This is a genomic window from Xanthomonas sp. NCPPB 3582 (assembly GCF_041475735.2).
Taxonomy (GTDB): domain Bacteria; phylum Pseudomonadota; class Gammaproteobacteria; order Xanthomonadales; family Xanthomonadaceae; genus Xanthomonas; species Xanthomonas codiaei.
This window is the reverse complement of record NZ_CM192968.1, coordinates 1,386,629-1,409,444: the sequence shown is the minus strand read 5'-3', so window position 1 is coordinate 1,409,444 and position 22,816 is coordinate 1,386,629. Positions and strand designations below refer to the sequence as shown.

Here is a 22,816-nt window from a genome sequence, read left to right as displayed (position 1 = left end):
TCGCCGAAGGGCGTGAAGAATGGGAAAGGCCGAGACTGCTTAACGCAGCGCGGCCTGGAGGGCCTTGCGGATGACCGTGGCGACATCGTCGCCGTCTGCACCGGCGTCGCGTGCCATGCGCGCAGCCTCGGCCGGCTTGTAGCCCAGTTGCTGCAGCGCGACGGTGGCCTCGGACACCGCATCCGGACCGAGCTGGCCGGTGATCGGCGCGCCGCTGCTGAAGTCGGCCGCGCGGTCGCGCAGTTCCACCACCATGCGCTCGGCGGTCTTCTTGCCGATGCCCGGAATGCGGGTGAGCGCGGTGATGTCGCCGCTGGTGATCAGCCGGGCGAACTCGTCCACGCTCACCCCGGACAACACCGCCAACGCGATCTTTGCGCCGATGCCGGTGACCTTCTGCACGTCGCGGAACAGGCGCCGCTCGCCCTCGCGCAGGAAGCCGTACAGCGCGACGCTGTCTTCCTTTTGCGCGTAGTGGGTGAACAGGATGACGTCGCGGCCGACATCGGGCAGGTCGTAGAAGGTGCTCATCGGCGCCTCCAGCTCATACCCCACTCCGCCCACATCGATCACCAGCCACGGCGGCTGCTTGTAGGCCAGAATGCCGCGCAGACGGCCGATCATTGGGCACCGCCGCGGTGGTGCCGGGATTGGGCATTCGGGATTGGGGATTGGCAGGATCCCTTGCTGCCACTGATGAGGGCCGCGTACCGCCGCATTGGCACAGCGCGCGCGGAACGGCCGTTACGAATCCCCAATCCCGACTCCCGAATCCCGATCTTCATTTCTTCCGGCTCCAGGCCTGTTGGGTGTTGACGCCCAGGCGCTGCGCGGTGGCGCGCACATGGGCGTGGGTGATGGCGACGGCCAGTGCATCGGCGGCGTCGGGCTGCAGCTTGCCTTTCAGGTTGAGCATGATGCCGACCATGTGCTGGACCTGCAGCTTGTCCGCACCGCCCTTGCCGACCAGCGCGAGCTTGATTTCGGTGGCCGCGTACTCGTGCACCGGCAATTCGCGCATGACCACCGCGCAGATCGCCGCACCGCGGGCGTGGCCGAGCTTGAGCGCCGAATCGGCGCTCTTGCCCATGAAGACCTTCTCGATCGCCACTTCCTGCGGCCGATAGGTGTCGATCAACTCGCCCAGCCCGTGCAGCAGCCGCTTGAGCCGCTGGGAGAAGTCGCCCTCGCCCAGCAGCATCAGCGGCGCGTGGTGCACATGCCGGCTGCGACCGCTCTCGTCGATATCGATGATGCCGACCCCGGTGCGCTGCGAGCCGGGATCGATGCCCAGAATGCGGATCATTGGGGGGCCGGGATTGGGGATTGGAGATTCGGGATTGGTAACCTGCGCGCAGCGCGGTGCGTCCATCGCTGTCGCGAATCCCGAATGCCCAATCCCGCCATCCCGGCCTGCATCAGGCGCCAAGCGCCGCTTGATCGACGTTGGAATACACGTCCTGCACGTCGTCCAAGTCTTCGAGCATGTCCAGCAGCTTGCGGACCTGCACGGCGGTGTCGCTGTCGACGGCGATGTCGTTCTCGGCGCGAAAGGTGATTTCGGCGTGCGCGGGCTCCAGGCCGGCGGCGGCCAGGGCGTCCCGGACCTGGGCGAAGGCGTCCGGGGCGGTCAGCACGTCGATGGCGCCGTCCTCCGGGTACACCACCACATCGTCGGCGCCGGCTTCGATGGCGGCATCGGTGAGCGCGTCTTCATCGACGCCAGCGGCAAAGCTGAGCACGCCAAGACGCTTGAACATGAAGGCCACCGAGCCCTCGGTGCCCATGTTGCCGCCGCACTTGCTGAAGGCATGGCGCACATCGGCCACGGTGCGCACGCGGTTGTCGGTGAGGCAGTCCACGATCACCGCCACGCCGCCGGGCGCATAGCCTTCGTAGCGGATTTCCTCGTACTCCACCCCTTCCAGCTCGCCGGTGGATTTCTTGATGGCGCGCTCCATCACGTCCTTGGACATGTTGGACGACAGGCCCTTGTCCATGGCGGTGCGCAGGCGCGGATTGTTGGACGGGTCGCCGCCGCAGGCGCGGGCGGCCACGCTGATCTCGCGGATGATCTTGGTGAACATCTTGCCGCGTTTGGCGTCGGAGGCGTTCTTGCGGCCTTCGATGGAGGGGCCTCTACCCATGGGTGGTTCCAGACTGGCTTGGATGACAGGGCGCGGATTTTACCTGATTGCTTGCACTCACCGGGGCCGCAACATGCGCCAGCGGATGTTCAATGCCGAAAGCGGCCCTGGCGCAGGAAGGCCAGCGCCTGCGCGGCGGCAGCCGGCGAGCGCAGCAGGCCGCTGTGGCTGGCCTGCACCACGCAGTGGTCGCGCAGCCCGGGCAGGCGGGTTTCGGCCAGCGCCACGGTGCCGTCGGAGTCGCCGTCCAGTGGCGCCAGCCAGCGACCGAGGCCATACGGGATGCAGCCGGCCACCTGACCGATCTCGGCCGCCCCGTCCCACTGCGCAAAGCCCTGCTGCAGCAACGCGGCGCTGCGGCCCATGGCCCAGACGCCACCGCGCCGGGCCAGCCCACGCGCGGCAGCGCTGCCGCACAGCGGCGAGCCCAGGCAGACCACCCGCCGCACCGGCAGGTCGGGCGCCTCATGCAAGGCCTGCAAGGCCATCAGCCCGCCCAGGCTGTGACAGACCAGCAGCTGCGCACCACTGCTGCGCACGCGCGCGATCAGCTGCGGCACCGCCTGCGCCGGACCGCCCAGCACGCTGGCGTAGCCGAACAGCGCCGGCGCCAGCCCGTCGTCACGCAGCCGGCGGGCCAGTGGCAGCAGCCAGTGCGCGGTATTCCAGATGCCATGCACCAGCAGCACATCGGCGGTGGTGGTGGTCGATTGTTTGCGCGCGCTGCGTCGCGGCGTGACCGCAAGGGCCGAAGATGCGCTGGACAAGGGCAGGAGGACCGAAACGTGGCGCGCGGGCGTCGGGCAAGGCGGACGCGGCGCAGGACCTGCAGTGTACGAGCGCCCGGTGCTGGCGCGTGAACGGAAGCGGCGCGGCGGACCACGCCAATCCCGAATCTCTAATCCCCCAATCCCCGCCTCTCACTCAGCCTGCGGCAGCGATCGGCCGACGCCGCAGGATGAACTCGCGGTCGACGATCTTGCCGACCGGAAAATCGTACTCGCCCACCTTCTCGAAACCGTAGCGGGCGTAGAAGCGCTGGGCGCCGAAGTTTTCCGACCACACGCCGATCCACAGCGTGCGCGGGCCGTCGCGCTCCAGCCACTCCAGCGCGGTTTCGAACAATCGGCTGCCCCAGCCGCTGCTTTGATAGTCCTTGAGCAGATACAGCCGCTTGAGCTCACCGTCGCCGGGGCGCACGTCCTCATGCGGCAAGCCGCACGGCCCGGCGGCCGCATGGCCGACCAGCAGGTTGTCCAGCTCCAGCAGCCAGATCGCATAGTCCGGATGCGCCAGCACGATCCGCGCGCGCTCGACCGCGTAGGTCTCTTCGAGAAAGCCGCGCAGGTCTTCCTGCGGGTAGAGATGGCCGAAGGTTTCGGTAAAGGTCTGCGCAGCCAGAAGCGACAAGGCTTCGGCATCGTCCGGCGTGGCGCGGCGGATGCGGGTCATGCGGGCTTCTCGTACCGGATGGACGTGGCAGCTTGTCGCATGCGGCGTTGGTGGTGCAAGCGGGGGGATTCGGGATTCGGGATTCGGGATTCGGGAGTCGGGAGTCGGGAGTCGGGAGTCGGGATTCGGGAGTCGGGAGTCGGGAGTCGGGATTCGGGATTCGGGATTCGCAGGAGCGACAAGCAGGGGCCGCGACCCGGGAAGCGGCAGGCTCGGCAGGATCTGCGATGGGCGCCGGCCTCTCCGTTGCCTGCAGCGGGCTGACGGGGTCGCGGTGGCATGGCGGCGCGGTGTGCCATGCCTTGCATGGCGACTCCTGCGCACATCTCACCAAAGGTATAAACGGCTCCGATCCGGAGCGCGGTGTCGCCGCGTGCGGTCCCGCAGCGCCTGGCCGCGCACTTGGCGTGGCCAGGCCCGATGCAGGTCAGGCCTGCTTGGGACGCACCTGCACGTGCACTTCGGCCAGTTGCTCGGCGGCGATCGGCGACGGGGCGTCGGTCATCAGGTCCTGCGCGCCGGTGGTCTTGGGGAACGGGATCACGTCGCGGATGGACTCGGTGCCGGCCATCAGCGCGGCGATGCGGTCGATGCCGAAGGCGATGCCGCCGTGCGGCGGTGCGCCGTAGTTCAATGCATCCAGCAGGAAGCCGAACTTGGCCCGCGCTTCGTCGGCACCGATGCCAAGCAGTTCGAACACCGCGCCCTGCATGTCCGGGCGATGGATACGGATCGAGCCGCCGCCGATTTCATTGCCGTTGAGCACCATGTCGTAGCCGCGCGATACCGCAGTGCGGGCATTGGCGCGCAGGTCGGCGATATCGTCCACCGCCGGTGCGGTGAAGGGGTGATGCAGGGCGACGTAGCGCTGCGCTTCCTCGTCCCATTCGAACATCGGGAAGTCGGTGACCCACAGCGGCGCCCAGCCATCGGCGACCAGGTTGAAGTCCTTGCCGGCCTTCAGGCGCAGCGCGCCCATGAAATCGGACACCTTGGTGTAGCCGCCGGCACCGAAGAACACGATGTCACCATTGCCTGCACCCACGTGCTTGAGCAGCGCGGCGAACGCGTCTTCGGAGAAGAACTTGGCGATCGGCGAGCTGACTTCGCCGGTCTCCGACAGCTTGATGTAGGCCAGGCCCTTGGCGCCGTATTTGGCGGCGTGGGCGGCGTAGTCGTCGATCTGCTTGCGCGAGAGCGTGGCACCGCCGGGGATGCGCAGCGCCGCCACGCGACCGTCGGCATCGTTGGCGGCGGCGGTGAACACCGGGAATTCGCTGCTCTTGACCAGCTCGGCCACATCGACCAGTTCCAGCGCGATGCGCAGGTCCGGCTTGTCCGAGCCATAGCGACGCATCGCCTCGGCCCAGGTCATGCGCGGGAACTGCGCGGCCAGCTCCACATCCACCACTTCCTTGAAGATGGCGCGGATCATGTCTTCGACGAAATCCTGCACGTCGCGCTCGCGCACGAAGGCGAACTCCATGTCCAGCTGGGTGAATTCCAGCTGGCGATCGGCACGCAGCGCCTCGTCGCGGAAGCAGCGTGCAATCTGGTAGTAGCGGTCGAAGCCGGCCACCATCAGGATCTGCTTGAACAGCTGCGGGCTCTGCGGCAACGCGTAGAACTCGCCCGGATGCATGCGCGCCGGCACCAGGAAGTCGCGCGCGCCTTCCGGGGTGGCCTTGGTCAGGATCGGGGTTTCGATGTCCTGGAAATCGCGTGCGTCCAGGTGCCGGCGCAGCGCCTGCACCAGCTTGATGCGGGTGCGCTGCATGCGCTGCATCTCCGGACGGCGCAGGTCCAGATAGCGGTACTTCAGGCGGGTGTCCTCGCCGGGGTTTTCGTGCGCATGGAACGGCAGCGGCGCGGCCTTGTTGAGGATGCTGATACGCGTGGCGATCACTTCCACCTTGCCGGAGCGCAGCTTGTCGTTGACCGCGTGGCGCGCACGCACCACGCCTTCGACCTGCAGCACGTCCTCGTAGCCCAGGCTGGCGGCGACCTTGAACACCTCGGCGGAGTTGGCGTCGCCTTCGGCCGGCTCCACCGTCACCTGCACGATGCCTTCGTGGTCGCGCAGGTCGATGAAGCACACCCCGCCCAGATTGCGGGCCACGTCGGTCCAGCCGGCGAGAGTGACGGTTTGGCCGATCATGGTCTCGTCGACCAGGCCGCAGAAGTGGGTACGCATCGAAAGCTCCGCTGAAAACCCGACGCAGGACGGCGCCGGAAAGCCGGATATTCTGGGGCCGGCGGCCGGCGGGAGCAAATGCGGCGGCGGTCACCGGCGCTTAAGTCAGGGCCCGGCTGAATAGGCGCCACGCCCCTCCCGCACCAAGGACGCCTCGATGCTGCGCACCGCCCTGCTGATCTCCAGCTTCAGTCTGATCACCCTCGCTGGCGCACTGGGCAGCCGCCCCGCCGCCGCGCAGGACCGCGGCTTCAATGGCCCCGGCATCACCTGTTCCAGCAACGACAGCCGCCGCCGCGAGTGCGACACCCCGTTTCGCGGGCGCGCCGCGCTGGTGGAGAACATCTCCGGCACCCGCTGCATCGAAGGCCGCAACTGGGGCAGCGAGCGCGGCCGGATCTGGGTGGATAACGGTTGCCGTGGCCGCTTCGTCGAGGCGCGTGGCGGCTGGGGCGGTGGCGGCTGGAATGGCGGCGACGACCGCCCTGGCAACGCCGCCGCCGGCACCGTGCGCTGCGAGAGCCGCGACCAGCGCCAGGCGATCTGCAACACCGGCTGGCGGCGCGCCATGATCGTACGCCAGCTTTCGGGCACCCCCTGTGTGGAAGGCCGCAACTGGCACCAGGAGAGCGGCCGGATCTGGGTGGACGACGGGTGCCGGGCCGAGTTTGCGCAGGCCCGCGGCGGCGGTTGGGATCGCGATGACGGGTACGGCGGCCGCCCCGACGGCAATTACTCGGTGACCTGCAGCAGCGACGACCGCCGCCTGCGCACCTGCGACTGGAACGGCCGCGCCGGCCGCCCGGTGTTGACCCGGCAACTCTCGAACACCCGTTGCGAAGAAGGTCGCACCTGGGGCTACGACCCGCGCCGCTCCACCGTCTGGGTCAACGACGGTTGCCGCGCACGCTTCGACGCACGCTGATCCGGAGCGGCGCATGGATGCGCCGTAGTCGGGCCCACACCGCATGCGGCGCAAGCCGGGCGCGCACCGTCGGCGACAGGCAGCAGACGCCCGCCCCGTTCAACCGCCCCACGGCGCGGGCGGCAACGCGACCGGCTGGGTAAGATCGAACGCCACCCGAAACAGCCGCCCGTCCGGGCGACTCAGCTCATACACCACGCGCCGGCCTGGCTCGACCTCGATGGTCCAGGTGTTGTGCAACGAGGCAGTGGCACCCAATTGCTTGAACAAGGCAATCGAGTCGGCATCCACCGGGAATTCCTGGCGGCTGGCGCTGCCGGCGCTCGTGCTGTCCCCACCGTAGCCGGTCAGTGCATCGGCGCTGCCGTCGGCATGGCGATGGTCGTGCCTGAGCCGCAGGCCGACCGGAGTGCGGGTCAGCACCCAGGTGCGCGAATGGTCCTCGCCCACGTGCAACGGCACCAGCAGCGTGCGCGTCGGCTCCTGGCAACCGCGCACATGCATCACCAATGCCTTGCCGGCAAACGGGCCGGGCGTGGCCGATGCGGGCGTGTCGACCAGCACGCGGCCGGCAAAGGCCTGCCCGCAGGAGGCGGCGAGCGCAGCCAGGAAGCGATCCGCCGGCGCGTCCGGGTTGGCGCGGCTCGACGGGGCGCAGACGATGCATCCGCTCAGTACCGCGACCAGCAGCCCTGGCCAGCAGTGCAGCGCCAGCCTGGCGACCCGGCCGCGCCTTGCCGTGATCACGCCTTGTCGGACGCCGGCTTGGCCGGAGCCGGGGCGGCCGGAGCGGCCGGTTTGCTGTCGCTGGCAGCTGCTGGCTTGGCGTCGCCGCCGCCACTGGTTTCGGTGAGGTTCTTCTTCTTTTCGCCGGCCGACTTGAAATCGGTCTCGTACCAGCCGCTGCCGGACAAGCGGAACGCCGGCGCGGTGACCTGGCGCTTGATGGTGGCTGCGGCGCAGGCCGGGCAGGTCTGCGGATCGGGGTCGGCCATCTTCTGCAGGCGGTCGAACGAGTGGCCGCAGGTGGTGCACTGGAACGCGTAGATGGGCATGACGAAGGCTATTGGAAGACGATGCGGGGGCGCAGATTCTAGACGGATGCGCAGGCGCTGGCGCAACGGCGCGCCGCGATGCGCGGCAAGGCCGGCAACCTCGCCGTGTTGTCGAAGTGCTCGCCGCAGATGCCGCGCGTAGCAGCGTTGCCACGCAACGTCCGTTGGCGCGCACGCGCGCATGGCCGGCCGGTGCGACGCATACGCAGCCACTGCGCGTGCGGGACTGCATGCATATGGCGATTCGCTTCGTCTGCCCGGGTCCCGTTGCTGCGGGTGGTTCGCTGCGAATCTGCCAGCCGCATCACGCCGGGCCGCGCTGGCCGCATCCACCGGACTGCTACACTCGATGCCGTGATCGACGCGACGTTCTCCCCACGAGTGCCGCATCCATGCTGCGGTTGACCGCCCTGCTGCTTGGCGTTGCCCTGTTGCTGACCGGCAGCGGGCTGCTGGGTACCTTGCTTGCCGTACGCGGCGGCCTGGCCGGCTTCGACGCGCGTGCGCTGGGGCTGATCATGTCCGGCTACTTTGCCGGCTTCTTTCTGGGCACCTTCTTCGCACCGCCGCTGATCCGGCGCATCGGGCATATCCGCGCCTTCGCGTTCTATGCATCGCTGGCGGCCATTGCGGTGCTGCTGCATCCGATCTGGCTGACCCCATGGGGTTGGGGCGTGCTGCGGCTGGTCACCGGTGCGGCCCTGGTAGGCCTGTACACGGTGATCGAAAGCTGGCTCAACGCCGAGCCGGATGCGCGCCGGCGCAGCCGGGTGTTTTCGGTGTACATGGCGATCAACCTGTCGGCGTTGGCACTGGGGCAGATCCTGCTCACCATTGGCGATGCAGGCGCACCGGCGATGTTCACGCTGACGGCGATCCTGTTCTGTGCAGCCGTCATGCCGGTGATGACCACGCGGCTGATCCCGCCCGAGGTGCCGCAGGTCTCGCGGCTGCGGCTGGTCACGTTGTATGCGCTGGCGCCGGTGGCGACGTTGGGCGCCGGCCTTTCCGGCCTGGCGATGGGCGCGTTCTGGGGCCTGCTGCCGGTATACGCCAACCGCATCGGGCTGGATGCCGACGGCGTGGCGATGTTCATGCTCACCGCCATCGTGGGCGGCGCGGTATTGCAGTGGCCGATCGGGCGCATCAGCGATGGCCACGACCGCCGGATCGGCCTGGTCGCGGTCAGCGTACTGGCTGCCGGCATTGCCATCGCCGCGGCCGTGCCGATGGTGCAGGCGCAGACCACACTGCTGTTCGTGCTGTTCTTCGTCTATGGCGGGCTGGCGTTTTCGCTGTACCCGTTTGCGGTGGCGCACATGCTGGACTATCTGCCGCGCGAAGAGCTGTTGTCCGGCTGCAGCAGCCTGCTGCTGGTGCATGGCGTGGGCGCGGCCATCGGCCCGGCACTGGCCGGCGGCGCGATGCAGAAGTTCGGCCCGGCCGCCTTGCCGGTGTATTTCGCCGTGATGTTGCTGGCGCTGGCCGGCTTTACGCTGTCGCGGCTGCTGCGCTTTGCGCGCCGTCGCACCCACCCCATTGCGTTCCGTCCGATGCTGCGCACCACGCCATCGGCACTGGAATTGATGCCGGAAACGCAGCAGGCCGAAACGGCGCCACGCAGCACGCGCGACTGACGACAGCGAACAAGCGGCAACCGCCAGGTCTGCTTCAGCACCGTGCCGCCTTCGAAGATCTCCGCCAGCCTGGACACCGACAGAGCGTCTGCATGCCCGGACGCATCGCGCAAGCAGCAAGTGCACCCTGCACTGCGCTCACACCTCGCAAGGCATCCGGCACTGTTGCGATGCCGCCGCGGCCACACGGCCACATGTCGCACTGAAGGCTGAGCGGTGCAAGTGTCATGCGCGCTCAAGGACGCGATGCATCGCCATTCCGGCAAGCATCGCGGGAACGAACCACAAGGCCTCCACCGAGCCGGTTCACAGCCCGGCGAGCGCAGGTCCCGGGCAATAGCCGGCAAGACCCCAACCAATTCCGAACAGGGCTGCGCCGGCCAGCAACCGGCGGTCTACCGGTCGCGCGCTGGCCAGTTGAAACGTCTCGGCAAGCACGGGCCTGTTGCGGCGTAGCACGAAGCGGAACGCCATGGCGGTGGTAGCAACGGCACCGCCGAGAACGAGGACCAAGGATGGGTCGAACTGACCGAACACGTCGAGGAAGCCGAGGACGCGGCGCGCATCGGTCATGCCGGACATGGCCAGCCCCAGCCCGAACAGCACCCCGGACAGCAAGGCCGCAAACGAAAGCTTCTTCATCGTCAATTCCACAGGTGTTTGACGACGAACACCGTCGCCATCGCAGTGACCATGAACGTGAGGACTGCGGCCGCGGAGCGCAACGAAAACAGACCGAGCCCGCACACGCCGTGACCGCTGGTGCAGCCATTGCCCATGCGGGTGCCCAGGCCGACCAGCAGACCGGCGGCAATCAGACCCAGGCGAGCATGGTCGCTACGGGGCAGCGGCGCACCTGGAACCAGCCACATGTACAGGCCCGCGGCGACGATCAAGCCAAGCAGAAACATCGCCCGCCACCACACATCCCCTGCCTTCGGAACCAGCAGGCCGGCGAGGATTCCGCTGACGCCGGCGATGCGACCATTCAGCCAAAGCAGAAGCGTTGCGGACAGGCCGATCAGTACGCCACCGGAAAGGGGGATGAGCCATGTCACGATGCGTCGACTCCCAGCTGGTTCAAAGGGAGCCGCAAGTACCGGATGCCATTGGCGCCAGGCGGGGGCAACTCGCCCGCACGGATATTCACCTGCAAGGAGGGAAGGATCAGCCTGGGCGCAGCCAGGGTGGCATCGCGTTCGGTCCTCATCTTCACGAATGCAGCTTCGCCTATCCCACCGCCAATATGGACATTGCGCTGCGCCTGATCTTCCAGCGAGCTCAGCGCGTGCGCCTGGCGTCCGGTGGACGGGTAGTCGTGGCAGAGGAACAGGCGCGTATCGCGCGGCAGATCGAATAGCGTATGGATGGAGCGATACAGCTTGCGCGCATCGCCACCCGGAAAATCCGCCCGCGCGGTTCCTGTTTCGGGAGCAAATACCGTGTCACCCACGAACGCCGCATCGCCGATGAGATAAGTGAGGCTGTCGTCGGTGTGGCCCGGCGTGGCGATTGCACGCGCCTGCAGCTGGCCGATCGCAAACGTCTCCCCATCGGCAAACAGCCGATCGAACTGGCGACCATCTGTCGCAAACTCACGCTCAAGTCCGAACAACGCCTTGAAACGTTCCTGCACCCGGGTAATGCCATGGCCGATGGCCACGCGCGCTCCGGTCTTGCGCTTGAGGTAGGCCGCAGCGGTCAGGTGGTCGGCATGTGCATGGGTCTCCAGGATCCAGTCCACGCGCAAGGCGTGTTGGTCCGCAAACGCAAGCACGCGATCTGCCGATGCGGTCTGGGTCCGGGCCTGGGCGGAGTCGTAGTCCAATACCGGGTCGACAATGGCGCAGCGTCCGCCGTCCTGGTCATACACCAGATGCGTGAAGGTGGACGTCGCTGAATCGTAGAAGCTTCGAACCTGCGGATTCATCCGGATTGCCTTGCGCTTTTATTTAGTTTTACCTAAATTAGGTCATCCTACACCTGTTTTCAAGAAAATTCTCAAGCAAGCAGCCATGAGCCGTTCACCGAAGCAAAAGAGGTCGATCCCGTCTCCCGAACAGATGTTGCGCTATGCCGATGAGGCGGCAGCGCTGCTCAAGGCGTTGGCGCATCCGGCGCGCCTGCTTGTGCTCTGCCAGCTTGTCGAAGGCGAATCCTCGGTAGGGGACCTGCAGCCAATCACGGGCCTGAGCATGTCGGCGCTCTCGCAGCATCTTGCGGTGTTGCGCGAGATGGCCCTTGTCACCACGCGCCGCGAGTCGCAGACCATCTACTACGCGCTCGCCGAGGGCCCGGCTGTCAGCGTCATCGATGCGTTGTGCGCCGCGTATTGCGGTGGCCAGGAATCCAGGCAGTGACCTCCCTGCAAATCGTGCTGGCCGCACTGGCGGGAGGCGCAGTGGGGTTCACGCTCGGACTGGTCGGCGGCGGCGGTTCGATCCTGGCGGTGCCGCTCATGGTCTATCTGGTGGGCGTGCAGGATCCGCACGTGGCGATCGGAACCAGCGCACTGGCGGTAGCGGCCAACGCGCTGATCGGTTTGACCAATCATGCTCGCAAGCACAACGTCAAATGGCGCTGTGCAGCGGCATTTGCGACAGCCGGCGTGGTGGGCGCATGGTTCGGTGCGACGCTGGGCAAGACGATGGATGGGCAGAAGTTGCTCGCGCTGTTTGCCCTGTTGATGCTGGCCGTGGCCGGCATGATGGTGCGCTCGCGCGGCCGCGATGGCGACCCTTCCGTGATGTTCAACCGGAGCAATGCGCCCAAGCTGCTGGGGGCCGGCGCAGCCACCGGCCTGCTCTCCGGCTTCTTTGGCATCGGCGGGGGATTTCTGGTCGTTCCCGGCCTCATCGCGTCGACCGGCATGCCGATTCTGTTCGCGGTCGGCTCCTCACTGGTGGCGGTCAGCGCGTTTGGCCTGACAACCGCCATCAGTTATGCCAGCTCCGGCCTGGTCGCCTGGTCGTTGGCTGGAATCTTCATCTCCGGTGGAGCGGTCGGCAGCCTGTTCGGCGCGCGTCTGGCCACGCGCCTGGCCCACCGCAATGGCTTGCTCAACCTCGTTCTCGCCGGCCTGATCGTTGCTGTTGCGCTCTACATGCTGTTGCGTGCTGCCAGCGCGTTTGGCTGGCTCTAAACGTCATTCCCGCCCACGTGTCGCCGGAATCCATTCGATGACGACTCCCATACTGTTTGTTGAAGGCCATTACGCCAGCGGCCAACCGACGCAGCTTCAATTGGCCGAGCTTGCCCGCAAGGGTGTGCGAACGGTGATCAACCTACGCACACCCGAGGAGCCGGTGGACTACGACGAAGCGATGGAAGCTGACCGACTTGGCCTGCGATACGCCACGCTACCGATCGCCGATGCCAGTGATCTTGACACCACCCGGATACATGCGTTCGGACGGATGCTCGATCAGGCCCGCCGCGAGGGCGAGGTCTTGATCCACTGCGCCAGCTCCAACCGCGTAGGTGCGATGGTTGCGCTCGACCAGGTGTTCAACCGGGGAACACCGCTTGCCGCGGCACTCGAACATGGACGCGCTGCCGGCCTGAAGACACTGGAACCTGCCGTGATCGCGCTTGCTCAAACGGCGGGTACGCAGCGCTGACCCGCGCCGTGGATAGGCGCTTATGATCCGGTGATCGTGACGTCGATTGCACCTTCAAAAGCCGTAACGGCGAAGCCCCTTCCAGCATCGGGGACCCATACCACGGCCCTGGCATCTCACGCCAAAGCACTGCGCTTCGGCACCCAGACAGCGGTAACCGCTCGCCCTGGCAACCGGCCCCGGGGCAGCATCGATTGGGTGATCACAGCCGCATCGGTTGCGCGGTCATCATCACGCAACGCAAGCGCGGCAGGCTGCGGCCATCCCCTCCTTCGCCTGCTGGATTGCAATGGATTCGATGTCCTGCCCGCGCGTGCGCCCTCCGGCCACGCTTGCCTTGCTGCTGGTTCCGCTGACCTTTCCCGCATACGCGCAACAGGTCTCCGACGGCGCAGCACCATCCGCGCCGCTTGCAGCCGGCAATAGCGATGGCGAGCAGGTCTCCACGCTGGATCAGGTGCAGGTGGTCGGCCAGGCGATGACCTATTCCAAGACCACGGTAAGCAAGGAGATGCTGGACCGCCAGTTCGTGATGGGCAGCGTCAACGACGCACTCAACGAACTGCCGGGTGTGGTGGTGACCGAAGCCGATGCGTTCGGCTCGTCCGATTGGGGCACGCAGATCAGCATGCGCGGCTTTGTCAGCAACCGCGATACGCAGCAGATCGGCACCACCATCGATGGCGTGCCCAATGGCGGTTCGGCCTATGGCGGCGGCTCCAAGGCCAACCGCTTCATCGACATGCCGGACCTGGAGACGGTGGAAGTGAGCCAGGGCACCGCCGATATCGGCTCGCGCTCGAACGAAGCACTGGGCGGCACCTTGAACTACCTCACCGGCGAGCCGCTGGAAGAACAGCGCGTACGGGTGATCGGCGGCATCGGCGACAACCAGGCGCGCAAATACTACGCGCGCTACGACACCGGCCTGCTCGGTGGGAGCACCCGCGCCTGGATCAGCGGCTCGTCGGCACGCAACGACGACTGGATCGACGGTAGCGGCCACACCAGCCGCGATCATCTGGCCGGCAAGTTCGTCAGTGCGTTGGACACGTGGACGCTCAGCGGCTATGCCTCCTACGACGATGCCGACGAATCCGAATACACCAGCGTGACGCCGGAGCAGTTCGCGCGCGACCCCGAGCACGACCTGTTGACTGGAACGCTCACCGGCATCCCGTATCTGGACCAGAACTACCGCTCCGGCTCGCGTGCATTGCGCAAGAACACCTTCGGCTACCTGCGCGGCGCCTTCGATGGCGGCAACGGGTTCAAGACCACGCTCACCGGCTATGCGCATCGCATGCAGGGCCGCGGCGACTGGATTCCGCCGTATCTGGTGGACGTCACCAACGATGGTGTGGGTGCGCGGGAATCGGAGGCGCGCGGCGGCAGCACCGTGTATGGCGGCAGCGATCTTGGCAAGCTGTATTACCTGACCCCGGGCGGCGCAGCCGCGACCATGCTGGCCGGTTGCAGCGGCAGCGATGCGGTGCCGGCCGAGTCCAACCCGGCCTGCTATCCGGCCGGCTCGGTGCCGGTGCAGTCCTATCGCCACAGCCATTACGACAACCACCGCGCCGGCGCCATGGCCGATGTGGAATGGCGACACGCCCTTGGGCCGATCGACAACACCGTGCGTGCCGGCGCGTGGCTGGAACGCGTTGAGCGCAGCGTCACCCGCGACTGGCATCGCCTGCTCAACGTGGGCACCAACATTGCATTCGACCATCAGCCGTACTGGGTGCAGTTCAAGGACGACTATCAAACCGACGAGCAGATGTATTACGTGGAAGACGTGATGCGGTACGGCGCCTTCGCCTGGCGCGTGGGCGTGAAGCAGTTCTTTCTCGACCAGGCCCGCGACCGCCGCATCGGCGATGCGCAGCACGTGGAGTCGGATGCGCATTCGGACCCATTGCTGTCGGCCGGGCTGACCTGGACCACGCCGGTGCAGGGCCTGGAGGCCTTCGCCGGGTATTCGCAGAACTTCGCCGCGATTCCCTCCGGCGTGCTCGGTGAAACCGACCCGGTCGCACTCAGCCGCGTGCAGCCGGAAACCGCCGACAATATCGAACTGGGCCTGCGCATCAGCCGCTGGCCGTTGACCGGCAGCGTCACCCTGTACGACATCCGCTTCGACAACCGCATCGTCTACGTGCCGGCCAACTTCGTCACCGGCATCGACTATCTGGGCGAGACCGACGGCGTGTACGAAAACTTCGGCGGCGTGCATGCACGCGGCGTGGAGGCGGCGCTGGGCTATGGCTGGGACAACGGTTGGCGCCTCAATGGCGCCTACACCTACAACAAGGCCGATTACCTCGGCAGTGGCGACGCCGCGCGCGATGCCGCGCTGGAGATCACCCCAGGCGCGCAGGTGATCGGCCAACCGCGCAATACCGTGGTCATGTCGGCCGACTGGCGCGGGCAGGCATGGCGCTTCGGAGTGTCCGGTCGCTATCTGGGCAAGCGCTACCTGGACGCCTCCAACCGCGCCGCGCTCGATGGCGTGACCACCTTCGATGCCAACCTGGGGCTGGAACTGTCGCAGCTGTCCTCGCAGCTGAAGGGCCTGCAGTTGGCGCTCAACGTCAGCAACCTCACCGACAAACGCTACCTGGAAGGCGTGGACGGCAGCGACAGCGCGTTTATCGCGGCGCCGCGCACGGTCGGTTTGACGCTGACGCTGGATCTGTAACGGCAGATCGACCGGTGAGTGGTGCACGGGCGCTGCTGCTGACTTACGCTAGTGAGAGATTTTTAGGTGCGGGTGCTGCGCCCCCATCGCCCTTCGGGCACTTCCCCCGCAGGCGGTGGAAGGCAGCGTTTCCCTTCTCCCGCTGGCGGGAGAAGGTGGCGCGTAGCGCCGGATGAGGGCGGGGCCGGCAGGGCTTAGACACCGGGGGTCCAGAAAGCCCGCGCCTACGCCTGCAACTAGCTTCTTATGCCGACCATGCCCCCATCCGCCCTTCGGGCACCTTCCCCCGCAGGCGGTGGAAGGGACTCGTGAAGTTTCAGCCAATCAGGTGACACGATGATCGATCTTCCCCGCCGCCGCGTCCTGCAGGCCGGACTGAGCGCCGGCACGACGGCACTGCTACCCAGCATTGCGCGGGCCGCAGCCATCGCGCCAGATCGTCGCAGCGGCACGCTGGAAGATCTGCAGCACGTAGTGATCCTGATGCAGGAAAATCGCGCGTTCGATCATTACTTCGGCGCCATGCCCGGCGTGCGCGGATTCGGCGATCGCTTTCCGATTCCGGCCCCGCCGCTGCCCGGCGCGCCCTCGCGCACGGTGTGGCTGCAGCCCAGCGAAGACGGCATGCAATGGCTGACGCCATTTGCACTGGATACGGCCGCGCAATTCGGCTTCATGCGCGTCAAGGGCACGCCGCACAGCTGGCCGGATGCACAGCAGGCCTGGGATCATGGCCGGCTCGGGCACTGGGCGGCGGCCAAGCACAATCACGCACTGGGTTATTACGGGCGTGCGGATATTCCCTTCCAGTACGCGCTTGCGGAAGCGTTCACCCTCTGCGACGCGTACCACGCCTCGATCCAGACCGGCACCAACTCCAATCGCGTGTTCCTGTGGACCGGCGGCAACGATCCGCAGGCCCGCAATGGCGGGCCGGTGATCGGCAACTCGCACGACAACTTTCCGGAACTGGGCGGCTTTGCCGAGTCCTATCGCTGGACCACGTATGTCGAACAGCTGCAGCGCGCGGGCGTGAGCTGGCAGATCTACCAGGACATGGCCGACAACTTCACCGACAACCCGCTGGCCGGGTTCGAGGCGTTTCGGCAGGCCTACCGCAACGCGCCTGGTCACGATGCACAGCTGCGTGCGCGTGGCGTCAGCACCCGCGGCGTGGCGCAGCTGCGCGAGGACGTGGTGACCGGCCGCCTGCCGTCAGTGAGTTTCGTCATTGCCGATGCGGCCGGCAGTGAGCACCCGGATCCGTCCAGCCCGGCGCAGGGCGCGGCCTACACCGCGCGCGTGCTGGATGCGCTCACCGCCGATCCGCAGGTCTGGAGCCGCACTGCATTGCTGCTGATGTTCGACGAGAACGACGGCTTCTTCGACCATGTCCCGCCGCCCGCCCCGCCATCGCCGGACCTGCGCGCAGCCGGCGGGTTTGCCGGTGCCTCCAGCATCGCCACCGACGACGACTACCACCGCAATCGCGCACCGGGGGAGCAGAAAGTGGATCTGCCGGACCTGCACGGCCGCCCGTACGGGCTCGGCCCGCGCGTACCGATGTATGTGATCTCGCCATGGAGCCGCGGTGGCTGGGTGGATTCGCAGGTGTACGACCACACCTCGGTGCTGCGCCTGCTGGAACGGCGCTTCGGCGTGCAGGCCACGCAGATCACGCCATGGCGGCGCGCAGTGTGTGGCGACCTGACCAATGCGTTCGACTTCCGCAGCGCCGATGCACGCCCGTTCGTCGCGGCGCTGCCCGACGTGGGCGATGCGGCACTGCGTGCGGCAGCCTTGCGCGAGCACACGCTGCCGCCGCTGCCGGCCACCCTGCAGCCGCCCGCGCAAGCGTTCGGCGTGCGCCGTTCGCGCGCCGTGCCGTATCGCCCGAGCGTGCAATTGGCACAGGTACCCGAGCGTGGCGAGGTCCGGCTACGCATGCACAACCGCGGCGCGGCGGCGGTGCTGCATGTCTACGACCGCTACGATCTGGCGGCGATCCCACGCCGTTACACCGTAGGTCCCGATGCCACGCTGGACGGCGACTGGACCACCTACGACGGCCGCTACGATCTGTGGCTGATTGGCCCGAACGGATTCCATCGTCACTACCGCGGCGACCTTGGCGCACCGTTGCTGGTGACCGAGATCACACCAGATCCGAACGACGCCACGTCCGTGTTGCTATCGCTGCGCAATGGCGGCAGCGCTGCGGTGCAGGTAGAGCTGCAACCGGGCGCCTATGCAGCCGCACAACCGCACGAACGTCTGAGCATTGCGCCCGGCACGACCGAGCAGCGCCGTTGGAAAGCGGCAGCAACCGGCGGCTGGTACGACCTGTGGGTGAAGCACGACGGCGCGGCCCAGCGCCTGGCTGGCCGTATCGAAACCGGCGCCGACAGCGTCAGCGACCCGGCCATGGGTGGGCCGGCGCGGCTGCAGCAGGACGACCCCGTGGTGGTCGGCGCGCTGGGTTGAGTGACCGTGCCAGGTTGAGTGTTGCCGCTGGCCGGCGGCAACCATCGCTCCGCAGCACGCCGCTGCGTGGAAGAAGGTCGCAACCTCCCTAGCCGGCATCGTGCCTGCCGAACCATTCCCGCACTGCGACCGCCACTGCCTTCAGCGCCGCATCGCGTGCAGCATCGTCGACCTTGGCACCGTTCAAGTACGTCGTCAGCAATAGTGGCGGCCGGCCCTTCGGCGGCCAGAGGATGGCGATATCGTTGCGGGTATCGGTGCCGTTGCTGCCGGTCTTGTCGCCGATCTTCCAGTCGCGTGTGAGCCCTGCACGCAGGCAATCGTCGCCGGTACGGTTGTCGATCATCCAGTCGGTCAGCTGCTTGCGCGAGGCAGGCTGCAGCGCATCGCCAAGCAACAGCGTGCGCAGCGTGGACGCCATGGCCGCCGGGGTGGTGGTGTCGCGCGGCTCGCCGGGGGCGAACCCGTTCATCTCCGGCTCGTAGCGATCACTGCGGGTCTTGGCATCGCCGATGCTGCGCAGGAAGGCGGTCAGGCCGGGCGGGGCCCCGACCAGCGGGAACAACAGGTTGGCGGCAGGGTTGTCGCTGTAGATCATGGTGGCCCGGCACAGCTCGCCGACACGCAGCGCGCCGCCGACATGGCCCTTGGTGACCGGGGCATGCCCAAGCATGTCCGAGGCACGGATGCTGACCGCTTGCGCCAGCGTCAGCCTGCCCCGGTCCACCTGCCGCAAAACTGCGGCAGCCAATACAAATTTGAAGGTGCTGCACATCGGAAAGCGCTCGTGCTCGCGTTGCCCGAGCCGCCAGCCGGTGGCGCTGTCGAGCAGGCTGATGCCCAGGCGACCACCGGTGCCGCGTTCGATGTCCGCCCACTGCGCCCGCAGCAGGTCGTCCACATTCACCGCCGGGCTGAGCGCCTGCACGGGCCTGGACGCCGCAAACAGCATGCCCGCGCCGGTTGCACACAAGAACTCTCGCCGATTCAACATGCGTCTGCCTCCTGGAGGGAGCCCGCAGTATCGATGCGCACAAAGCAGCCGACCATCGCGATGTTTCGATCACAGGCATGAATTGAATTAATCTCTGCGCATGCCACGCCCCCGCCTGCCGCTCAATGCCCTGCGCGCCTTCGAAGCCGCCGCTCGCCACCAGAACCTGACCCGCGCGGCCAGCGAACTGTGCGTGAGCCAGGCCGCGCTCAGCCACCAGATCAAGGCGCTGGAGCAACGCCTGGGCACCAGCCTGTTCCACCGCCTGCCGCGCGGGGTGGCGCTGACCGACGAGGGCGCGGCGCTGGCGCCGGTGCTGGGCGAGGCCTTCGACCGCATCGCCGCCACCCTGGAGCGCTTTGCCGATGGACGCTATCGCGAGGTGCTCAGCGTGGGCGTGGTGGGCACCTTCGCCACCGGCTGGCTGCTGCCGCGATTGCCGGCCTTTCATGCTACCCACCCGGATATCGAATTACGCCTGTCCACCCATAACAACCGGGTCGATCTGGCCGGCGAAGGGCTGGATCTGGCGATCCGTTTCGGCGACGGCGACTGGCAGGGCCAGGTCGCGCATGCGTTGATGGAGGCGCCGTTTGCGCCGGTGTGTGCGCCCAGCATGGCGCGCGGCCTGCACACGCCGGCCGATCTGGCGCAGCTGCCGTTATTGCGCTCGTACCGCGTGGACGAATGGCCGCAATGGTTTCGCGCAGCCGGCGTGACCGAGGTCGCCGCACGCGGGGCCATGTTCGATTCCTCGTTGACGCTGGCCAGCGCGGCGGCGGCCGGTGCCGGCGTGGCATTGCTGCCGCTGCCGATGTTTCGCCAGGATCTGGACGCAGGGCGGCTGGTGTGCCCGTTCCCGATCCAGATCGACGCCGGGCGCTATTGGCTCACCCGGCTGCGCTCGCGCCCGGAAGGCGATGCCGATGCGCGATTGCGTCACTGGCTGCAGGCAGAGCAACAGCGCTCCGGCTGAGCGCCGTCACCGCAGCTCCGTGCTCAGCGGCGCGCGGACGCCGCGATCCCCTGCACCGCCACGCGGCGAAACGCCTCGTACTGCGCCCGATCGGCGAACCAGTGCGGGACAAACAGCTCGAACAGGCGGTCGTTGTGATACAGCAGCAGCACGCGGTCGTTTTCGCGGTAGCGGATGTAGTCGGACCACGGCCGGCGCAGCCGCCCGTCCGCCCAGGTGATTTCCAGCCCGGTCTCGTCCCACGCAAAGGTGTAGGTGTGCCGCAGCGCAGCCTGCTGGGCGTGCAGGCGCTTGATCCTGCGTGGCAAGCCCCAGGCGTGCAACAGCGCCAGACCGAGCAAGCCGCCACCGCCGCCGCCGATCAATACCGGGCCGATGATCTCACTGGCCCCGCTCAGTCGAAGCACTCCTGCCCCGATCAGTAGCAGGACCACCAGGAACACGATCAGGCCCTTGGCCGTGTACCGCGCATGCAGCCGCTGTGCGGCCAGATGGTCTTGCAGACTGATGGTGGCGCTGATCATGCTTGCTACATCCCTGTGCGTGACTCGGTGCATAGCGTAACGCGTGCGCGTTACGCGCTCTCGATCAACTCCATCCACGCCGCTTCCGCCGCGGCCAGCTGCTGCGCCGTCGCCTCACGGTCACGGCCCAGCACCGCCATCTTGTCGCTGTCGGCGTAATTGCCGGGGTTGGCGAGTTCGCGGTCCAGCTCGGCCAGCGCCGCCTCCAGTTCGCCGACGCGTTTTTCGGCGCTGGCCAGCTTGTGCGGGTTGACGGCTTTTTTCGGCGGCAGCGGCTTGGTCGGCGGCGGCGGGGTCGGTGCCACTTCGGCCATCTTCTGCTTGGTGCCCTGCGCGGCCGGGCGGCTGCGCAACCACGTGGCATATTCGTCCAGGTCACCAGCGAACGGCTCCACCACGCCATCGGCCACGCGCCAGAAACTGTCGCAGACCAGGCCGATCAGATGGCGGTCGTGCGAGACCATCACGATGGCGCCTTCGAAATCGCTCAGCGCCTCGGCCAGCGCCTCGCGCATTTCCAGGTCCAGGTGGTTGGTCGGTTCGTCCAGCAGCAGCACGTTGGGCTGCTGCCAGGCGATCAGCGCCAGTGCCAGGCGCGCGCGCTCGCCACCGGAGAAGCCGTCCACCACTTCGAAGGCGCGGTCGCCGGCAAAATTCCATTTGCCCAGGAAATCGCGGAACGCCTGGTTGGAGCCATCCGGGGACAGGTCGCGGAAGTGGTCCATCGGCGACTGGCCTTCATGCAGCGATTCCACCGTGTGCTGGGCGAAATAGCCGATACGCAGGTCCGGATGAGCGCTGCGCTCGCCCGCCAACGGCGCCAGCTCGCCCACCAAGGTCTTGACCAGCGTGGACTTACCCGCGCCATTGGGACCGAGCAGGCCGATGCGGTCGCCCGCTTCCAGGCCGAAGCCGACGTCGTGCAGGATGACGGTGGGCGCGTTGCTCCCATCCGCCCTTTGGGCACCTTCTCCCGCACGCAGGGGAAGGGAGGTCGGAGCCGGATAGCCGGCTTCCACGTGATTGAGCCGGATCAACGAAAACGGCAGCCGGTTGGGCTGGACGAACTGGATGCGGAACTCGCGCTCGGCGCGCACCGCCTCGGTGCCGGCCATCTTGGCCAGCCGCTTCATGCGGCTCTGCGCCTGGGTGGCCTTGCTGGCCTGCGCCTTGAAGCGGTCGATGAAGCTCTGCAGGTGCGCGCGCTCGGCCTGTTCCTTCTCGTGCGCGATCTGCTGCTGGCGCAGGTGCTCGATGCGCTGGCGCTCGAAATCGGTATAGCCGCCGACATACAGCTTGGCGGTGCCGCCGTGCAGGTGCAGGGTGTGGGTGGCCACGTTGTCGAGAAATTCGCGGTCATGCGAAATCAGCAACAAGGTGCCCGGGTACTTGAGCAGCCACTGCTCCAGCCACAGCACCGCGTCCATGTCCAGGTGGTTGGTCGGTTCGTCGAGCAGCAGCAGGTCGCTGGGCATCATCAGCGCACGCGCCAGGTTCAGGCGCACCCGCCAGCCGCCGGAGAACGAGGACACCGCACGGTGATGGGTGTCGGCGGAAAAACCCAGGCCATGCAGCAGCTTGCCGGCGCGTGCCTCGGCATCGTAGGCGCCGATCTCGGCCATCTTCTGGTGCGCATTGGCCACCGCCTCCCAGTCCTCGCGGGCAGTGGCCTCGGCCTCCTCCTGCAGCACTGCGGAGACCTCGATATCGCCGCCCAGCACGAACGACAGCGCCGGATCGGGCAGCGACGGGGTTTCCTGCGACACGCTGGCGGTGCGCACCTTGCCGGGCAGGTCGACATCGCCCTTGTCCGCCTCCAGCTCGCCCTTCACCGCGGCGAACAGGCTGGACTTGCCGGTCCCGTTACGGCCCACCACACCGACGCGGTAGCCGGCATGCATGGTCAGGTCGACGTTGGACAACAGCAGACGCTCGCCGCGTCGCATGGAGAAGTTGCGCAGGGAAATCATTGATGGACAGTCCGATAGAACGAAAAGGAATGAGCAGATGAGCAGCATTCCTGCGACGCCATTCTAGCGTTAACGAATAATTAGCGCCTTCAGGTTGGACGACGCGCCCGCTTCGCACGGCCGTGATCGCCACCCGC

General features: G+C 67.2%; 20 protein-coding genes and 3 pseudogenes. 8 read left to right on the top strand and 15 right to left on the bottom strand.

Going from position 1 to position 22,816, the window contains the following annotated elements; translation table 11 throughout:
• Positions 1–39: 39 nt before the first annotated feature.
• From ruvA to aspS, 6 genes are all read right to left on the bottom strand, one after another.
• A complete protein-coding gene (ruvA, locus tag ACCQ05_RS05930; protein ID WP_228961360.1) occupies positions 40–624 on the bottom strand; it encodes a Holliday junction branch migration protein RuvA in 585 nt (194 codons plus the stop codon).
• A 157-nt stretch (positions 625–781) separates the two neighbouring features.
• Positions 782–1,306, bottom strand: a complete 525-nt coding sequence (ruvC, locus tag ACCQ05_RS05925) for a crossover junction endodeoxyribonuclease RuvC (protein ID WP_228961359.1) — start codon at positions 1,304–1,306, stop codon at positions 782–784.
• 112 nt (positions 1,307–1,418) lie between these two features.
• Positions 1,419–2,147 carry a YebC/PmpR family DNA-binding transcriptional regulator gene (locus tag ACCQ05_RS05920; protein WP_372393219.1) on the bottom strand — a complete coding sequence of 243 codons (729 nt, stop codon included), beginning with the start codon at positions 2,145–2,147 and terminating at the stop codon, positions 1,419–1,421.
• An 89-nt stretch (positions 2,148–2,236) separates the two neighbouring features.
• The gene (locus ACCQ05_RS05915) at positions 2,237–2,914 is read right to left on the bottom strand and encodes an esterase/lipase family protein (RefSeq protein ID WP_372393218.1); all 678 of its coding nucleotides are present in this window, start codon (positions 2,912–2,914) and stop codon (positions 2,237–2,239) included.
• Positions 2,915–3,071: 157 nt separating this feature from the next.
• Complete coding sequence (locus tag ACCQ05_RS05910) at positions 3,072–3,599, bottom strand: GNAT family N-acetyltransferase (protein WP_064510034.1); 528 nt, start codon at positions 3,597–3,599, stop codon at positions 3,072–3,074.
• 427 nt (positions 3,600–4,026) lie between these two features.
• Complete coding sequence (gene aspS, locus ACCQ05_RS05905) at positions 4,027–5,793, bottom strand: aspartate--tRNA ligase (protein ID WP_372393217.1); 1,767 nt, start codon at positions 5,791–5,793, stop codon at positions 4,027–4,029.
• A 157-nt stretch (positions 5,794–5,950) separates the two neighbouring features.
• Between aspS and ACCQ05_RS05900 the strand changes: the two genes are divergently transcribed.
• Positions 5,951–6,718: a DUF3011 domain-containing protein gene (locus tag ACCQ05_RS05900; RefSeq protein ID WP_372393216.1), complete on the top strand. Its 768-nt coding sequence runs from the start codon at positions 5,951–5,953 to the stop codon at positions 6,716–6,718.
• A gap of 99 nt (positions 6,719–6,817) precedes the next feature.
• Here ACCQ05_RS05900 and ACCQ05_RS05895 read toward each other — a convergent pair whose 3' ends face one another.
• Both ACCQ05_RS05895 and ACCQ05_RS05890 read right to left on the bottom strand, forming a co-directional pair.
• Positions 6,818–7,405 (bottom strand): hypothetical protein, encoded by a 588-nt coding sequence (locus ACCQ05_RS05895; protein ID WP_372393951.1) that lies wholly within the window; start codon positions 7,403–7,405, stop codon positions 6,818–6,820.
• Between the two features lie 56 nt (positions 7,406–7,461).
• A complete protein-coding gene (locus ACCQ05_RS05890) occupies positions 7,462–7,773 on the bottom strand; it encodes an FmdB family zinc ribbon protein (RefSeq protein WP_372393215.1) in 312 nt (103 codons plus the stop codon).
• A 392-nt stretch (positions 7,774–8,165) separates the two neighbouring features.
• Between ACCQ05_RS05890 and ACCQ05_RS05885 the strand changes: the two genes are divergently transcribed.
• Positions 8,166–9,410: an MFS transporter gene (locus ACCQ05_RS05885; protein WP_372393214.1), complete on the top strand. Its 1,245-nt coding sequence runs from the start codon at positions 8,166–8,168 to the stop codon at positions 9,408–9,410.
• A 225-nt stretch (positions 9,411–9,635) separates the two neighbouring features.
• On the opposite strand, the pseudogene ACCQ05_RS05880 reads toward ACCQ05_RS05885, so the two are convergent.
• From ACCQ05_RS05880 to ACCQ05_RS05870, 3 genes and pseudogenes are all read right to left on the bottom strand, one after another.
• Positions 9,636–10,052: pseudogene (locus ACCQ05_RS05880) on the bottom strand (DUF6691 family protein).
• Between the two features lie 2 nt (positions 10,053–10,054).
• Positions 10,055–10,468: a YeeE/YedE family protein gene (locus ACCQ05_RS05875; RefSeq protein WP_228961351.1), complete on the bottom strand. Its 414-nt coding sequence runs from the start codon at positions 10,466–10,468 to the stop codon at positions 10,055–10,057.
• Positions 10,465–11,340: an MBL fold metallo-hydrolase gene (locus ACCQ05_RS05870; RefSeq protein WP_372393213.1), complete on the bottom strand. Its 876-nt coding sequence runs from the start codon at positions 11,338–11,340 to the stop codon at positions 10,465–10,467. Before ACCQ05_RS05870 ends, ACCQ05_RS05875 begins: the two co-directional genes overlap by 4 nt.
• Positions 11,341–11,425: 85 nt before the next feature.
• Here ACCQ05_RS05870 and ACCQ05_RS05865 point away from each other — a divergent pair, with 85 nt between their 5' ends.
• From ACCQ05_RS05865 to ACCQ05_RS05845, 5 genes are all read left to right on the top strand, one after another.
• Positions 11,426–11,770: an ArsR/SmtB family transcription factor gene (locus ACCQ05_RS05865; RefSeq protein WP_104539157.1), complete on the top strand. Its 345-nt coding sequence runs from the start codon at positions 11,426–11,428 to the stop codon at positions 11,768–11,770.
• Entirely contained in the window at positions 11,758–12,552 is a 795-nt protein-coding gene (locus tag ACCQ05_RS05860; RefSeq protein ID WP_372393949.1) for a sulfite exporter TauE/SafE family protein, read from the top strand. The genes ACCQ05_RS05865 and ACCQ05_RS05860 overlap by 13 nt, the downstream gene beginning before the upstream one ends.
• A 37-nt stretch (positions 12,553–12,589) precedes the next feature.
• Entirely contained in the window at positions 12,590–13,030 is a 441-nt protein-coding gene (locus tag ACCQ05_RS05855; RefSeq protein WP_372393212.1) for a protein tyrosine phosphatase family protein, read from the top strand.
• A gap of 289 nt (positions 13,031–13,319) precedes the next feature.
• Positions 13,320–15,731 (top strand): TonB-dependent receptor domain-containing protein, encoded by a 2,412-nt coding sequence (locus tag ACCQ05_RS05850; RefSeq protein ID WP_372393211.1) that lies wholly within the window; start codon positions 13,320–13,322, stop codon positions 15,729–15,731.
• Positions 15,732–16,067: 336 nt separating this feature from the next.
• Complete coding sequence (locus ACCQ05_RS05845) at positions 16,068–18,215, top strand: phosphocholine-specific phospholipase C (protein WP_372393208.1); 2,148 nt, start codon at positions 16,068–16,070, stop codon at positions 18,213–18,215.
• An 88-nt stretch (positions 18,216–18,303) separates the two neighbouring features.
• Here ACCQ05_RS05845 and bla read toward each other — a convergent pair whose 3' ends face one another.
• A complete protein-coding gene (gene bla / locus ACCQ05_RS05840) occupies positions 18,304–19,209 on the bottom strand; it encodes a class A beta-lactamase (RefSeq protein ID WP_372393207.1) in 906 nt (301 codons plus the stop codon).
• 100 nt (positions 19,210–19,309) lie between these two features.
• Here bla and ampR point away from each other — a divergent pair, with 100 nt between their 5' ends.
• Positions 19,310–20,185, top strand: a complete 876-nt coding sequence (gene ampR, locus ACCQ05_RS05835) for a LysR family transcriptional regulator AmpR (protein WP_372393206.1) — start codon at positions 19,310–19,312, stop codon at positions 20,183–20,185.
• Positions 20,186–20,208: 23 nt separating this feature from the next.
• Here ampR and ACCQ05_RS05830 read toward each other — a convergent pair whose 3' ends face one another.
• The 3 genes and pseudogenes from ACCQ05_RS05830 to ACCQ05_RS05820 all read right to left on the bottom strand — a co-directional run.
• The gene (locus ACCQ05_RS05830) at positions 20,209–20,709 is read right to left on the bottom strand and encodes a YcxB family protein (protein WP_372393205.1); all 501 of its coding nucleotides are present in this window, start codon (positions 20,707–20,709) and stop codon (positions 20,209–20,211) included.
• Positions 20,710–20,759: 50 nt separating this feature from the next.
• A pseudogene (locus ACCQ05_RS05825) lies at positions 20,760–21,638 on the bottom strand (ATP-binding cassette domain-containing protein); the annotation flags it as partial.
• Between the two features lie 75 nt (positions 21,639–21,713).
• Positions 21,714–22,679: pseudogene (locus ACCQ05_RS05820) on the bottom strand (ABC-F family ATP-binding cassette domain-containing protein); the annotation flags it as partial.
• Positions 22,680–22,816: the final 137 nt, after the last annotated feature.